Here is a 15,115-nt window from a genome sequence, read left to right as displayed (position 1 = left end):
ATGATAAAGAACTATTTCAAAATCGCGTGGAGGAATCTCTCCAGAAATAAGGTGTACAGCATTATCAATATGCTGGGTCTTTCGATTGGGCTTTCTGCTGCCATGCTGATACTTCTTTACAGTAAAGATGAGGTCAGTTATGATCGATTTCATGAGAATAATCCCAACATTTATCGTGTTGTAAATCAATGGTCCAATCCGGATGGAAGTGTCAAGAGCAAAGATGGAAATACCGGACATTTTCAGGGGCCAAAATTCAAAGAGGGTATCGCCGAGATTCGTGAATTTGTGCGGGTTAAGAGTGATTTTAGAAATATCAAGCAAAATCAGGAAGTCAAAAGTGAAGAAATGTTGGCAGCTGACAGCACTTTTTTCTCGGTTTTTACTTTTCCAATGCTAAGTGGAGACCCCCATACGGCTCTGAAAAATCCAAAAAGTATAGTGATTTCGGAAGAAATGGCTGAAAAATATTTTCATTCAACAGATGTTTTGGGTAAGTATTTGGAAATCAGCGAAGATGATAAATTTGTGCAATATCAAATCACAGGAGTTTCTAAAAAATGCCCTCAAAACTCTTCAATCAAATTCAATTTTTTGCTGCCCAACATAGTTGCTGCTGAGGAATACAAAAATGGTGACAACTGGTTCAATTTTTTCCAGAATACGTTTGTATTAATCGACCCAAAGGCCACACAAAGTCAGGTTGAAGCTAAAATGAAGCTGGTTTTTGAAAAAGATTCCCGGGATGCATATAAGCGGATGCAGGATCAGTTTGGCGTAAAAGAAAAGGTCAGCTATTTGTTGCAACCCATGTCAGCCATGCATCTCAGCACCGACTATGTTGCTACCAATGGCCTTCAGGATGCCAGTAATCCCGTTTTCTCTTATTTGTTGGGTGGAATTGCCGCCTTTATTCTTTTGATTGCCTGCATCAATTTCATCAATCTTACGGTTGCCCGGTCTTTGAAAAGAGCAAAAGAAATAGGAGTAAGAAAAGTGGTCGGGAGTAATCGTAAGCAGTTAATCTGGCAGTTTATGAGTGAGTCATTTTTACTCTGTTTTGCCTCTTTTATTTTTGCTTTGGTATTGGTACAGATAGTTTTGCCTAAATTCAATTTTCTGGCAAATAAATCTTTGGCTTTGTCTTATTTATTTGATTATAAGCTTATTGCAGGGTATTTTTTATTATTTATTATAACCAGTTTCTTGTCTGGTTTTTATCCGGCGATAGTATTGTCGGGTTTTAGTCCGGTGGCTACATTGTATGGCAGGTTCATGCTATCCGGTAAAAATTTATTGCAGAAAAGTCTGGTGGTTTTACAGTTTGGACTGGCCTCTTTTCTCATTATTTCTACACTTACGATTTTTTCTCAATTTAATTTTCTTACAAAAAAGGAACTGGGTTATGAGGATAAAAATCTGATTTTGGTAGGGAAATGGAATTTGACGCATCAGGAGGCCAGATTATTCAGAGATGAATTGCTTCAAAATCCAGATATTGTTGAAACCGCATCTAAAAATGGGGGTTCATGGGGAACAATCGCCAAGGTCAATGGGGAGAAACAGATGAATTTTGCCTACGAAACGGTGGATACCCGATATATTCCTTTATTGAAAATCAAAGTTTTACAAGGAAGGAATTTTTCACCTGACTATCCAACTGATTCTACCCAATCAGTTATTGTAAATGAAACTTTTGTAAAACAAGCTGGCTGGAAAAATCCAATCGGGCAGACTGTAAATTTTTGGTATGACAATAACGCCAAATACCAGGTAATTGGTGTGGTAAAAGATCACCATTTCGCATCGGTAAATCAGTCCATCGAACCTCAACTTTTTACAATGAAACCCGGCAACCAATACGGGATGATGTTCGTCAAAATAAAACCGGGCTCGGAGACCAAAACCCTTAAGCACATTGAGGCTTCATTTAAAAAATTATTTCCGCTCAATTCTTATGATTTCAAAATTAAGGAAAGTGAAAACCTTAAAAACTATGAATCGGAGGCTAAATGGAAGCAAATCATGCTTTTCGGTGCCATTCTGACCATTTTTATTTCATGTATCGGTCTGTTTGGTCTGGCTACACTTTCTGCCGAAAAACGCATGAAAGAGATTGGAATCAGAAAAGTGATGGGAGCAACCGTTTCCAGTGTAGTGGCCTTGCTCTCCAAAGATTTTTTGAAACTTGTGGCCTTATCGTTCCTGTTTTCGTTTCCGTTGGCCTATTTCGCTTCAACCAAATGGCTGGAAAATTATCCGTATAGAGAAAATTTCAATTTTATGATAATGGTATTTACGGCATTGGTAACCATTGTGGTGGCCTTGCTCACAGTGTCATGGCATTCGATAAAGACGGCCTTGATGAATCCGGTGAAAAGTTTGAAAACGGAGTAAAATAAGTATAATATGCTTTATATAAGTTTTTTGTGATGCCAGACGCACAGATTCATTTTAAAAAAAACTAAAATTATGATTAAGAACTATTTCAAAATCGCCTGGAGGAATTTAAAGAAAAACGGCGTTTATTCTTTCCTCAATCTTTTGGGTTTGGCAGTTGGTGTCTCTATTTTTCTATTCCTAACTTTGTTTATTAATCAAGAGCTATCTTTTGATAAATACAACAAAAATTACCAAAATATAGTAAGGATAGGACAAACAGCCAGTTTTGATGGACAACAATATGAATGGGCTACAGTACCCAATATTGTAGGGCCTACCATGACCAAGGAATTACCAGAAATAAAATCTTTTGCCCGTATTTTGGGACATTCTTTTGGCAAAACGGCCTTTGTAAATACCGATACCGACAAGTTTTCTGAAAATAAATTGTTTTGGACAGACGGCGAACTGTTGAATATTTTTGACATAAATCTTATTGAAGGGAATCCAAAAACAGCATTAGACGCTCCCAATAAAATCATATTGAGCAAATCAAAAGCTGAAAAATATTTTGGACAAACCAAACCAATTGGTAAAACCCTGAAAATTGATAATGATTATACAGTAACTGTTACAGGGGTTTTTGAGGACTTACCCAACAACTCTACCCTTGATGCTGAAATGTTGGGTTCATTTAGCACCATCCAATGGGCATCCAAAGAACTTCATTGGAGCAATGCCAGCTACGAGACCTATTTTCTATTAAATCAAGCCATTGATTTGGCCTCTTTGACAAAAAAAATAAATGCAGTTTTAGACAAAAATATTCCTAAAGACCAGCAATGGTTTAAATTTTGGTTACAACCTTTGCAAGATATCCATCTCTATTCCACTCATATTTCTATCTCGAGCACCACGCAGTCAGGTGATGCCAATCAAGTGAAAATTTTGATAGCTTTGGCACTGGCGATACTTATTATTGCCTGCGTAAATTACATGAATCTGGCTACTGCACAGTCTCAAAAAAACCAAAAAGAAGTGGGTCTTAGCAAAGTAATGGGAGCATCTCGATGGAGTTTAATCAAGCGGTTTTATGCAGAATCATTTCTGATGGTCTTGTTTTCAACAGTAGTGGGTCTAATAATTTTGGTTTTAGCACTTCCTTTTTTTAATAATTTGGCCGATACTCAAGTCTCTATAACAGAACTTTTGCAATGGAAAGTTTTAGCAACATTGGCTGTCTCTACTTTAGTTTTGGCGGTTATGGCTGGTTCTTATCCTGCACTTTTGATTTCTTCTTTTTCACCGTTGTCATTGTTTGGCAGAAAAGAAAACCATTTAGTGTCGGCACAAGGTATAAGAAAAGGGCTGGTTGTTTTGCAATTTTCCGCTTCTATTGTTCTAATTATATGCACCTTAGTTTTTTACAATCAGCTTCATTTTATGCAAAACAAAAACCTCGGTTATGAGGTAAAACAAATCATAAGTGTTACAACTGAAGCTGCCGAAAGTAAAGAACAGATTGATGGCTTGATGAATGAATTGAAATCTCAAAGTTTTGTAAAAAGCCTGGCCAGGACACAAGTTTTACCGGCTGAGTCGGGAAGTTTGAGAGCCATGACAAAACCCGAAGCACCCGAAAACAACTTTTCGGTTCAAACCAATCACAGCTCACCCGAGATATTCGAAACGCTGGGTCTGAAACTTTTGGCTGGGAAAGCTTTTATTCCTAAAACTTCTCCTAAGGATACCATGGTGCAGGTCGTTTTGAACCAATCTGCCATTAAATTTTATGGATATACCCCCGAACAAGCAATAGGTAAAACCGCCTACAATCTTTTCGGTTGGAACAACGCCCAAATCGTCGGCGTGGTAGAGGATTTTCATTTCGAAGACTTCCATAAACCTATTGGTGCTTATGGATTTCATAATCAACCATCTGAAGGAAGGCCAAATCTTTTAATAAAAGTGGAAGGAGGTGATTTAAGCCAAAATTTAGCAACCATTCAATCTATTTTTCAAAAAAACTTACCCAATTCAGCTTTTAAATATACGTTTTTAAGCGATGCCGTAGCAAAATTGTACGCCGCTGAGAAAAAAACCTCTGACATAGTTTTGTTCTTTTCGGTGGTTGCCATCTTAATAGCCTGCTTGGGTTTATTTGGTTTAGCAGCTTATATGGCCGAACAAAGAACCAAAGAGATTGGAGTTAGAAAGGTATTGGGTGCCTCCATTTCTAGTATTGTGGGTTTACTTTCTTTCAGTTTTATAAAACTAGTAATGCTGGCGTTTCTTTTAGCGGCTCCATTGTCTTGGTTTTATTTAAACACTTGGTTGAATGAGTTTAGCTATCACATCAATATGCCTTGGTGGGCGTTTTTAGTGGCGGGATTATTTACATTGACTGTGGCCATATTTACAGTAAGTTTTCAGTCCATAAAAGCATCATTGCTGAACCCTGTGAAAAGTTTGAAGTCAGAGTAAAAATCATTTTTCTTTTTCCGAAAAAAAATGTTTAGAAATTATATAAAAATAGCGTTTAGAAATCTCTGGAAAAATAAACTCTTTTCAGTAATAAATATCTTAGGTCTTGGTCTGGCCATTCCTTTTGCCCTGATGTCTATTATGCACCTACAGGGGGCTTTTGAGTTTGATAATTTTCATCCTGATTCTGACCGGATTTTTAGAATAATAACCGATGAAAAAAGTACCGAGGATGGCTTAAATCATTTTGCTTCATCTCCATATCTGCTGTCAGAGACAATTAAAAATAATTATTCAGGAATTGAAAACTCAACCAAAGTGGTACGGGAATATGGTTGGGAGCTCAATAACAGACTTAAAAACTTAAACGTCAATACGATATATGTTGAGCCATCATTCTTCCAGATTTTTGGTTTTAAAATCGATAATGGTGCTGTTCCGGTTGAGCCCAATAGTTTGATATTAAGTCATGAAACCGCCCAAAGGTTTTATGGTGATGCCAACCCGATAGGTCAGGTGTTAACACATCCGACTTATGGTGTTTTTAAAATAACGGGTGTGTTGAAGGCTTTTAAAAAGGGTACCCAATTCAGAAGTGATGTGATGGTCTCGATGGCTACTTACGAGAAATTTCACGATTTTCAATTAAAACCTTCTTCCTGGGCTACATTAGAGACTTTTACTTTTGTGAAAATTGCCCAAAAAGCACAAGTTCATACTTTGGAATTGGCCTTAAAGAATATTTCGAAACAGTCCAATTTACTCATTGCCTCTTCAAAAAAATCTAATAGTTTCAGAGCTCAGTCTCTTAGTGATATTTCTCCTAATACTGAAGATCTTAGAAATAATCCCTATGTTGAAGATTTACAGGACATTTATTTTAATTTTTCAATTCCGCTAATGATTCTGCTTTTGGCAGGCTTTAACTACACCAATCTCACTTTGGCAAGGTCTCTAAGTCGGTCCAGGGAAGTGGGAGTTCGTAAGGTTATTGGGGCATTAAGGAGTCAGCTAGTGCTTCAATTCATAGCTGAGGCAATTATTGTCGCTTTGTTTTCATTGTTTTTAGGAGTGTTAATCCTGCAGTTTCTTAAAACCTATATTCCGGTGCCCTGGGTTACGTGGGAGGTAGAAAACCAGACCTTGATTTGGATAGGTTTCATATTGTTTGCATTGTTTGTAGGAGTACTGGCGGGAAGTCTTCCTGCCTGGATTCTGTCTGGGTTTCAACCCGTGAAAGTCCTGAAGGGGACACTCTCACCTGTTTCTTTTGGGAAAGTTGGATTTCGTAAAGTATTGATAGTTATTCAGTTTGTGGCATCGCTTGGTTTTATTTTTATGATAGGCCATTTGTATAATCAATTTGAATACATGGCCACCGAAAATGATAATTTTAACAGAAAAGGCATTTTTAATTTGTCACTTGCAGACAAAAACTATTCAATTTTGGCTAATGATATTTCAAAAAATAAGAATGTAGAAAAAATAGGATTTGTTTCGGTGCCTTTTGGTGGAATCACTTCAGAATTCGCCATAAAAACGAAATCAGACGAAGAAAATAAATCTACCTTTTATTATGCTGCGGATGCCGGTTTTATTGAAAACATGAAACTGAAATTTATTGCGGGTAATAACCTTCCGGTTTCTCAGTCAGACTCAGCCGGAAATTTTGTTTTAATTAATGAACAGGCCGTCAGGAGGTTGCAATTAGGTTCACCTCAGGAAGCAATAGGAAAGATTGTATATCTTAACAATTCAAAAAACGAACTCCAGGTCGCGGGGGTGGTCAGAGACTTTTGTCATTTCAATTATCAGTTTAAAAAAGAGCCTGTTGTATTTCAATACAATCCTGCACAGTTTTCTGTTATTAACATAAAAACCAGGCAACAAACACCACAGGATGCATTTTTAAATGAAATGAAAATCATTTGGAAGCGACATTATCCTTTTCAGGAATTGGGTTATTCATGGTTTGAGAAAGACCTTTATGACCGATACTATCCCTCAGAAGACATGAAAATGATGGGAATAGCAACTCTCGTTATCATTGTAATTGCTGTAATGGGATTGCTGGGAATGGTGACTTATAGTACCGAAAAACGCATCAAGGAAATCGGAATCAGGAAAGTTATGGGGGCTTCGGTAATGAATATAGTTAAAACACTTTCATGGGGTTTTGTAAAATTACTGGTACTTGCCGGACTCATCGCATTGCCGATCGGAATAATCGAAAACTGGTTTTTAGCAAGTGTTTTTACCTATTATGCTGGTTTAAATCTGGGATTGATGGGGGTTTTCTTTATTTCCATATTAACCGTGGCACTTTTTACAGTTGGATATTATTCAATCAGGGCCGCTTTGATGAATCCTGTGAGAAGTTTGAAAACAGAGTGAGCTTAGAATTTTTCAATAAATTGAGAAGAATTTAATATGAGGATTTTTTTATAAGGGTTTAAAATCAATAAATCTTCATCGCCGGTGATGATGCAAGTGGCATTAATTGTACAAGCGAGTTCTAAAAATTTATTATCCTTTGGATCGCGGCAATCTGCTATTACAATCTCAGGATTCTTGAATTTTGCAAACCTCTCAAATCTATCAATAATAAGCCATCTATGGTTTTCATCAGTAAAATATTTGTCAAATTTTGGTCGAAATAAAACGCTGATAAATTCTTCGAAAGTTTCATTTGAAAAATAAAAATCACCAATTTCTAGTGCTTTATCAATGGCCAAACTTGTTGTGGAATTTGCAAACAGAGAACCACTAATGAGTGTGTTGGTATCGATAACAAATTTATTCGTCATTATCTTTTAATATTTCCGAAAGTGCTTCCTCGGTAAGTCCATTGTTTTTCATGGTATCTCTTAAATCAGTTAAAAACATTTTGAATTCTTCTTTTGATTCATTCATAAGTTCTTTAGCTAAATTTATTTCAATCTTTTTGGCAATCTCCTCCCTTCTTTTTTGAGAAGTAAAACGCCATTTTTTTGCCGTGGTATCTCCAACTTCTAAGACAATCCTTTCCATATCTATATCATTTTGAACAAATATAATAAAGATTTAATTTTTCTAAGTAATTGTGATTGAAATGAAGTGAGTTCAATAAGAAAACTAAATATCAATTCAATTTACTATTTCAATAAAAAATAATCGATTGCATGTTAATTTAGGATGTACTGTGAAAGTATTTTTTAGTTAAATAAAGTTAAGCCATTTTAGTTCTTTGGTTTTGTTTTTTATCTTTAATAAACGAAACTTCTCTTTTTGCAAATGCTCAAAAACTACCTGAAAATCGCCTGGAGAAACCTCAAAAAACGCAGGTTTTATTCTTTTATTACCATTTTTGGTCTTTCAATTGGCCTTACTTTTTCGCTTTTGATTGGGAGCTATGTTTGGGGTGAATGGCAAACCAATAGTAGCCTGAAAAATGCTCGAAACCAATACATGATTCAGAGCAAATGGAAAAAGGAAAACATGGGCATCGAAATCACGGCCTTGGGTGCAGTGGCAAAGGCTCTCAAAGACAATTATCCCAATTTGGTGTCCAATTATTATCGTTTTGATGGCGTTTCGACGGTGGTTTCGAAAGGAGAAAAAGTCTTCCGGGAAAGCGTTCAGCTGGGCGATTCCACATTTTTGGGTATGTATGGTTTCCCACTTCTTCATGGTGATAGCCGTACAGCTTTGCTCCAGCCCAATTCTATGGTGATTTCTTCTGAACAAGCCATCAAATATTTTGGAAAGACCGATGTAGTCGGAAATTCACTCACAGTGGAGTCTTTTTCAGGTGGAAAAGCTGAATTTACGATAACCGGTGTTTTAGATAAAGTACCTTTCAATTCCATCACCAATCTTACCGCAACAGAGAACGGTCTCCCTGTTATCATGTCATTTAATAGTGCCAATTTTTTCGGAAGAAATCAATATGACTCCTGGTTTAATCCATACATTGCCAACTATTTAGAACTAAAAGAAGGCGTTAAGCCTGAAGCGGTAGAAAAAGCCATTTCTAGATTGGTAGCTACCCATTCTACACCGGAAATCAGTGAAAACCTTATACCGAAATTAGTTCCCATAAAAGATGTTTACCAAGAAGGAAATGGTGGTTTGGTCAGAAAAACGGTTTGGACCTTGTCTTTGGTGGCTCTTTTTATTTTGCTGATGTCGGTGGTCAATTATGTCAATATTTTTGTAGGTGCGGCTTCTACGAGACTAAAAGAAATTGGCGTGAGAAAAGTGATGGGGAGTACAAAAAAACAATTGTTGTTTCAGTTTTTGGCAGAATCCATCCTCATTGCTTTGTTTAGCTATTTGTTTTCGCTCGTTTTGTATCAAATCTTCCGCCCAGTTTTTGGAGGGATTTTAGAAAAAGACATCGTTTCTATCTTTACGGCATCTCCATTTTTTTATCTGACGGGATTAGGTTTGGCCTTTTTTATTGGTTTTCTATCAGGTATTTACCCTGCTTTTGTGTTGTCAACTTTACCCTCGGTTGATTCCATGAAAGGGAAGTTGAAATCCGTAAAAGAAAACGTGTTCTTCCGGAGGGCTTTGATAGTTTCTCAATTTTCTGTTGCCATTTTCGTTTTTGGCGGGGCCTTGGTTATTTCAAAACAAGTCAACTATTTCTTTACCAAAGACCTGGGTTACACCAAATCCTCGGTTTTGAGTGTGAAAGTGCCTCGCGATTGGTCACCTGAAGGTGTGGCCAAAATGGAAACCATTAGAAATGAAATGGCGAAATTGAAAGAAGTAAAAAGTGCCAGCCTCTCGTGGGTAATTCCCGATGGAAATTTTGGACAGACAAACGGAATTTACAAAGTGGGGCAGGACTCAACCGATGCGGTCTTTACACCTTTATTGGTTACCGACGAAAAGTTTGCCGAAACCTATAAAATCAAAATGCTAGATGGTCAATTTTTCAATGCCGATGGAAAGGCTTATCAAACTGGGCAGATTGTATTGAACGAAGAAGCAGCCAAATCTTTGGGTTATAAAAATCCCCAAGAGGCCGTTGGAAAAAATATAAGGATGCATTCTACAACTTCAATTTTCACTATTTCAGGAGTTTGTAAAAATTTCCATTTTGAGTCGATGCACAAAGCCATCGGACCTGTGGCCTTCATGCATGTGCGTGACAATAATTTCTTCAGATATTTGAATTTCCAAATCCAGCCTGGAAATCCTACTGAATCTCTTAAAAACATTGAAGCCAAATGGAAAACCCTTTTACCCAATGCTCCATTTGAATACAAGTTTGTTGATGAAACGCTCCAAAAACTATATCAAACCGAAATCCAACTGAAAAAAGCGGCCCAGTTAGCTACGATTCTAGCCATTTTTATTGTTCTTTTGGGCATTTTGGGTGTAGTGTCACTAAGTATCGTTCGCCGTACTAAAGAACTAGGAATCAGGAAAGTATTAGGAGCTACCACTTTGAGTATTGTCAATCTATTCAACAAAGAATTCTCAGTTTTGATCCTCATTGCGGTACTCTTTGCATTGCCTTTTTCTATGTTTTCCATGAAAAAATGGCTGGAAAACTACGCCTACAGCATTGATTTGTCCTGGGTTTCATTCCTATCTGTGGGATTAGTTTTCGCTGGTTTGGTTTTGTTTTTGGTGAGTTTTCAGGTCATAAAAGCAGCCATGCTTAATCCTGTTAAGAGTTTGAAGGTGGATTAGGTACCCAGTGTAATTAGTATATTATAACGATAATACATTCAGTCTTTTAAATCTTGGAAAATAAAAATGGTAGAATACAGTCTGTACCCTACCATCTTTTAAGAAAGCAAAGAATATTTATTTCGCCACCAAAAACTGATTCACATCTAACCAATGCATAAAGGCATCAAACCATTTGTTGCTAGTGCGGTTGGGATTGCCAAGACCGAAACCGTGACCGCCATTTTGATAAAGGTGAAATTCTACTGGAATACCTGCCTTGTACCAGGAATCAATCACACCAAATTGTCCTCTAAAAAGAAAATCGTCAGAAGCAATTACATTAAACATCGGCGGAGCATTTTTTGGAACTTCAACTGGTCCCATTCCACCGTATATCGGCCCGATAAACGCCAATTTCATGGTTTTAGAGTGCAAAGTAGAATGCATGGTAAGTCCCGCACCAGCAGAAAACCCAATCATTCCGATTCTTTTGGTATCTACACCCCATTCTTGGGCTCTGTTGATAATCATGGCGTAGGCCGCTTCAGCATCCTGAAGTTGATTATCCAGGTTTCGCTGAGGAGCTGGTGGTGGCGAAGGTGCCTTTGAACCATCAGTTGGTGCAGGAGCTGGAGTTCGTGGGCGATTCATCCATGCCGTGAAATCTTCGAGTTTTTCAGGAGTTGGGTTAAGTCTGTATTTCAAAACGAAAGCTGCAACACCTTGTTTGGCAAGAGCTTCTGCCACTTCCCAGCCCTCATTTCCGAGTGATAACCAACTAAAACCTCCACCCGGGGCCACAATTACGGCTGTTCCATTAGCCTTTCCCGGTTCCGGCAAAAATGGTGTCAAAGTGGCTTTGGTAATGTTACGAGCCATGGGATCGCCCCACTGCTTAAACCAAGTTTCTGATGCAGGTTGATTTTCAACTCCACCAGTTCCTAATGGAATCGCATTAGGCTCTTTTGGGGTTTCTAAAGGATAAATGGTTCCATCTTGGGCTAAAGCAACTTTCGAAATTGAAAGAGCTAAAAGCACAAAAGCCAATTTCATTAATTTTTTAATACTTAATTTCATTTTCTGATATTTTAAGGTTGAAAATTCAAATATAGTGTATTTTTGACACGTTTAAATAATTTGAATTTAATATTAACTTTTTCGTGAAAAACGCCTGTAACCTAAGATGATTTTTTTACTGAATTACAATCTCTTTCGGCTTATTTTACCTTTTTTTTGTTAAATGGTCTGACTGATAAATATTGAATTTGGGTCGGTACCGAAGGTCAGACCCGATTAAGATTTCCTGAATTTGGATTGAATTTTTTTCGTAGTATTTTTGAAAAGATAATCAAAAAAGTACATCCATGGAATTTTACAATAATTCGATATATCACATTTATAATCAGGGGAATAATAGGGAAACTACATTTAAAGACAAGGATGATTACCTTATTTTCCTTCGAAAATTGGGATTCCATCTAAAACCCCATTGCACAATATTGGCCTATTGTCTGATGCCCAACCATTTTCATATTATAATTCTCACGGATGAAAATTGTAACGAAAAAGTAAAAATTGGCAGTCTGAATTTGACAAAAATCACGAACGCCTTCAGATTGATTTTGAGCGAATACGCTCAGAATTTTAATAAAAAATACAAAAGGACAGGGTCACTTTTCAGACAAAAGACAAAATTTAAATTGGCGGATAATATGGATGCTTCATATCTGAAAAACCTGATTTATTATGTTTTGAGTAATCCGCTTGAAGGTAAATTGGTTTCTAAGCTACAAGATTGGCATTTTAGTTCATTTCGTGATTTGATCGGTTTAAGAAATGGGAAACTTGTTGATATTGAACGATGTAAAGAGGTATTTCAGCTTAGTATGGAAGATTTGGAAGATTTTAATAAGGGTTATGCTAGTCCTTTGTATTTAATGAAATAAATAGGTTTTAAGTCCGGTCTGACCTTCGGTGCTGACCTACTTTTGATATTATTCCATCTCTTTTCGACCCGTTCAAAAGTACAATTTTATATTAGTAAATCAATTTAAAGGTGAAAACAAAAAAAGACCACCATCGCTGGTAGCATTTCCGTGGTCCCAAAGCTCATCTCAGCGAGTCGTCGCACCGCCACCTCTAAAGTTTAGGTAACGTCTATTCACAAAAAAAGCTCTCAGAATTCTAAGAGCTTCGTGATCCCGCCAAGAATCGAACTTGGATCTATTGTTTAGGAAACAACTATTCTATCCGTTGAACTACGGGACCTTTATTTTTATTTTAACTATTTTTTTTTCCGCACCCATATCCAATGTTAAGGAAACACTCGGGGGCAACCGTTGCTTCTATCCGTTGAACTATGGGACCATGTTTTTGTGGGTGCAAATTTCCGAAAAAAAACCCAGAAAAAAAATCCACAAGCAAATTTCACTATTTCAAAAATCAGCACTTTCAAAATCGTCGATCCAAAACCGAATCAATCGCCAATCTCCTTACCATCTTACTTGCCCGTCGCCACGACAGACCCATTTTTCGGTCACCAGTTTTACGAGGGCAAATGGTCCGCGGGCATGTAGTTTTTGGGTTGAAATACCGATTTCGGCACCCAAACCAAACTCCCCGCCATCGGTAAACCGCGTGGAGGCATTGTGGTAAACTGCAGCGGCATCCACTTCATTAAGGAATCTTTCGGCCAGGTCATGGTCTTCGGTGATGATGGCCTCAGAATGCCTCGAACTGTATTTTTCTACATGCTCAAGGGCTTCTTCAGGAGTCGAAACGGTTTTAACACTGAGTTTAAAATCCAGCCATTCTTTACCAAAGTCTTCCTCCCGGGCGTGTTTTAGATAAGGATAGTTTGCTGATTTAAAGGATATAAAGGCTTTTTCGTCGGCATACACCTCAACTTTGTATTTTTCAAGTCCGGCTTTTAGGAGCTGTGCGAGTTCGTCTAAGATTGCGGCATCTACTATGGCACAATCGAGCGAATTACAAACCGAAGGACGTGAGGCACGTGCATTGACGATGATGTCGGCAGCCATAGGCAATTTCGCCGATTTTTCTACATAAGTATGACAAACCCCTGCTCCGGTCTCGATAGTTGGGATTTTGGAATTAGCCCTTACAAAGTCAATTAAACCCTGAGAACCCCGTGGAATGATGAGGTCAACATATCGGGTTGCTTCCAGTAGTTCGGTCAGGAATTTTCTGTCTGTGGGTAATAAGTTAACTGCATCTCCCGAAACGCCATGGTTTCCCAATGCTCTTTTGATAAGGCTTACCAGGAATTTGTTGGAAAATTCGGCTTCTTTTCCTCCTTTCAGAATAGCACCATTGCCCGATGCGATACACAGTGCGGCCACGTCAATAGTTACGTTGGGGCGGGACTCAAAAATAGCACCCACTACGCCCATTGGAACAGCGATTTTTTCGAGTCTTATGCCATTTTCCAATGTTTTTTCAGAAAGTATTTTACCAGAAGGGTCCTCCAGTTTGGCCACGTCGAGAAGTGAAGCTGCCAGACTGTCGATTCTTTTTTCGTTGAGAAGCAGACGGTCGTATTTGGGGTCAGTGGAGTCCATTCGCTCGAGGTCTTTATGGTTTTCTGCGATTATTTCCGCCCTGTTTTCCAACAAAAGACTGCTCAAGTCCAACAAAATCATCGATTTTTGATCGTGACTGAGTCTTCTGAGTAGTTTGGCACTGCGGTGCGTGTTTTTTAACAGCCCTTCGATACTTTCCATTCCTACGTTATATTTTTTGTACAAATTTCGTAAAACTTGTTGAGACTGAATAATGAAAATCTTTGAATTGGTAATAAAACGAGGAAGATGTGAAGTTTAAGATGCAGCAGGGGGCGAGCGGTCTGTTTGAGCTCTTCCCGACGATTAGGAGGGAAAGCGAGTAGCGAGCACCCGCCCGGCTGCCCAAAACCAATTTTAGATTGATTCTGCAAAATCACTTGAAAGTAATTGTTTTTGGGTTTCTTTTTGTGTGCCTGATGGTCAAAATATAAATTGAATCTTCTTTAATTTGATAAAAGAGGTGATATTGATGAATAATTTTTAGGTAAACTTTTTCAAGATTTGTTTTTTTTCCAGATTTTGGGAATTGTGAAATAGAATTTAATTGATCATTTATAAGCTCGTTTAGTTTTTGACTAAAGTTTGTAGATTGATTTCTTTCGTTCCAATATTGAAAGATTTCAATTAATTCATTTTTGGCTTTTAGTGTCCAAATTATTTTCCTAGCCATTTTTCAAAATCTTTCTGAACTACATCGTGCGTGAAAACAAGTCCATCTTGTATTTGTTTTTGAGCTTCTGAAATAGCGATTTTCTCTTCAGTACTTGTTATATAGGCGATGTTATCTGATTGAAAATTAATAAGTTGTTTAATTTCATTCAGTTTAACCTTATCAGTAATATTAGTTATCTGATTAATTAAATCAATTTTTATTTCTGCAATACTCATATTCAATCGAAATTCTAATACTCAAAAATAATTGAATTTTTAAAAAAAGTAAGTTACTGAAGATTTATTTGGATAACTAAACTCTTAGAAAAATTATTTGTATCTAC

At 37.4% G+C, this 15,115-nt stretch carries 11 protein-coding genes and 1 tRNA gene; 5 read left to right on the top strand and 7 right to left on the bottom strand.

Features of this window, described 5'->3' with window-relative positions; genetic code table 11:
- The 3 genes from IPP61_03220 to IPP61_03210 all read left to right on the top strand — a co-directional run bounded on the left by IPP61_03220 (position 1) and on the right by IPP61_03210 (position 7,260).
- The gene (locus IPP61_03220; protein MBL0324184.1) at positions 1-2,397 is read left to right on the top strand and encodes an ABC transporter permease; all 2,397 of its coding nucleotides are present in this window, start codon (positions 1-3) and stop codon (positions 2,395-2,397) included.
- Positions 2,398-2,472: 75 nt separating this feature from the next.
- On the top strand, positions 2,473-4,866 hold the full coding sequence (locus IPP61_03215) for an ABC transporter permease (GenBank protein ID MBL0324183.1): 2,394 nt from the start codon (positions 2,473-2,475) through the stop codon (positions 4,864-4,866).
- 27 nt (positions 4,867-4,893) lie between these two features.
- Positions 4,894-7,260: an ABC transporter permease gene (locus tag IPP61_03210; protein ID MBL0324182.1), complete on the top strand. Its 2,367-nt coding sequence runs from the start codon at positions 4,894-4,896 to the stop codon at positions 7,258-7,260.
- Positions 7,261-7,262: 2 nt separating this feature from the next.
- Here IPP61_03210 and IPP61_03205 read toward each other — a convergent pair whose 3' ends face one another.
- Together IPP61_03205 and IPP61_03200 are read right to left on the bottom strand one after the other, a co-directional pair.
- A complete protein-coding gene (locus tag IPP61_03205) occupies positions 7,263-7,673 on the bottom strand; it encodes a putative toxin-antitoxin system toxin component, PIN family (protein ID MBL0324181.1) in 411 nt (136 codons plus the stop codon).
- On the bottom strand, positions 7,663-7,896 hold the full coding sequence (locus IPP61_03200) for a hypothetical protein (protein ID MBL0324180.1): 234 nt from the start codon (positions 7,894-7,896) through the stop codon (positions 7,663-7,665). Before IPP61_03200 ends, IPP61_03205 begins: the two co-directional genes overlap by 11 nt.
- 243 nt (positions 7,897-8,139) lie before the next feature.
- Between IPP61_03200 and IPP61_03195 the strand changes: the two genes are divergently transcribed.
- Complete coding sequence (locus tag IPP61_03195) at positions 8,140-10,554, top strand: ABC transporter permease (GenBank protein MBL0324179.1); 2,415 nt, start codon at positions 8,140-8,142, stop codon at positions 10,552-10,554.
- 117 nt (positions 10,555-10,671) lie between these two features.
- Here IPP61_03195 and IPP61_03190 read toward each other — a convergent pair whose 3' ends face one another.
- Positions 10,672-11,613, bottom strand: a complete 942-nt coding sequence (locus IPP61_03190; protein MBL0324178.1) for an alpha/beta hydrolase fold domain-containing protein — start codon at positions 11,611-11,613, stop codon at positions 10,672-10,674.
- Positions 11,614-11,900: 287 nt separating this feature from the next.
- Here IPP61_03190 and IPP61_03185 point away from each other — a divergent pair, with 287 nt between their 5' ends.
- Positions 11,901-12,482 (top strand): transposase, encoded by a 582-nt coding sequence (locus IPP61_03185; protein MBL0324177.1) that lies wholly within the window; start codon positions 11,901-11,903, stop codon positions 12,480-12,482.
- A 250-nt stretch (positions 12,483-12,732) separates the two neighbouring features.
- Here the strand turns inward: IPP61_03185 and IPP61_03180 are convergent.
- The 4 genes from IPP61_03180 to IPP61_03165 all read right to left on the bottom strand — a co-directional run bounded on the left by IPP61_03180 (position 12,733) and on the right by IPP61_03165 (position 15,008).
- Positions 12,733-12,804 (bottom strand) — tRNA-Arg (locus IPP61_03180).
- A gap of 224 nt (positions 12,805-13,028) precedes the next feature.
- Positions 13,029-14,279, bottom strand: coding sequence for a glutamate-5-semialdehyde dehydrogenase (locus IPP61_03175; GenBank protein ID MBL0324176.1), 1,251 nt, complete (start codon positions 14,277-14,279; stop codon positions 13,029-13,031).
- Positions 14,280-14,493: 214 nt separating this feature from the next.
- Complete coding sequence (locus tag IPP61_03170; GenBank protein MBL0324175.1) at positions 14,494-14,790, bottom strand: type II toxin-antitoxin system RelE/ParE family toxin; 297 nt, start codon at positions 14,788-14,790, stop codon at positions 14,494-14,496.
- Positions 14,775-15,008, bottom strand: a complete 234-nt coding sequence (locus IPP61_03165; protein ID MBL0324174.1) for a hypothetical protein — start codon at positions 15,006-15,008, stop codon at positions 14,775-14,777. Before IPP61_03165 ends, IPP61_03170 begins: the two co-directional genes overlap by 16 nt.
- Positions 15,009-15,115 lie beyond the last annotated feature (107 nt).

Source organism: Cytophagaceae bacterium (genome assembly GCA_016722655.1).
GTDB lineage: Bacteria > Bacteroidota > Bacteroidia > Cytophagales > Spirosomataceae > Leadbetterella.
This window is presented reverse-complemented; position numbering and strand designations above follow the sequence as displayed.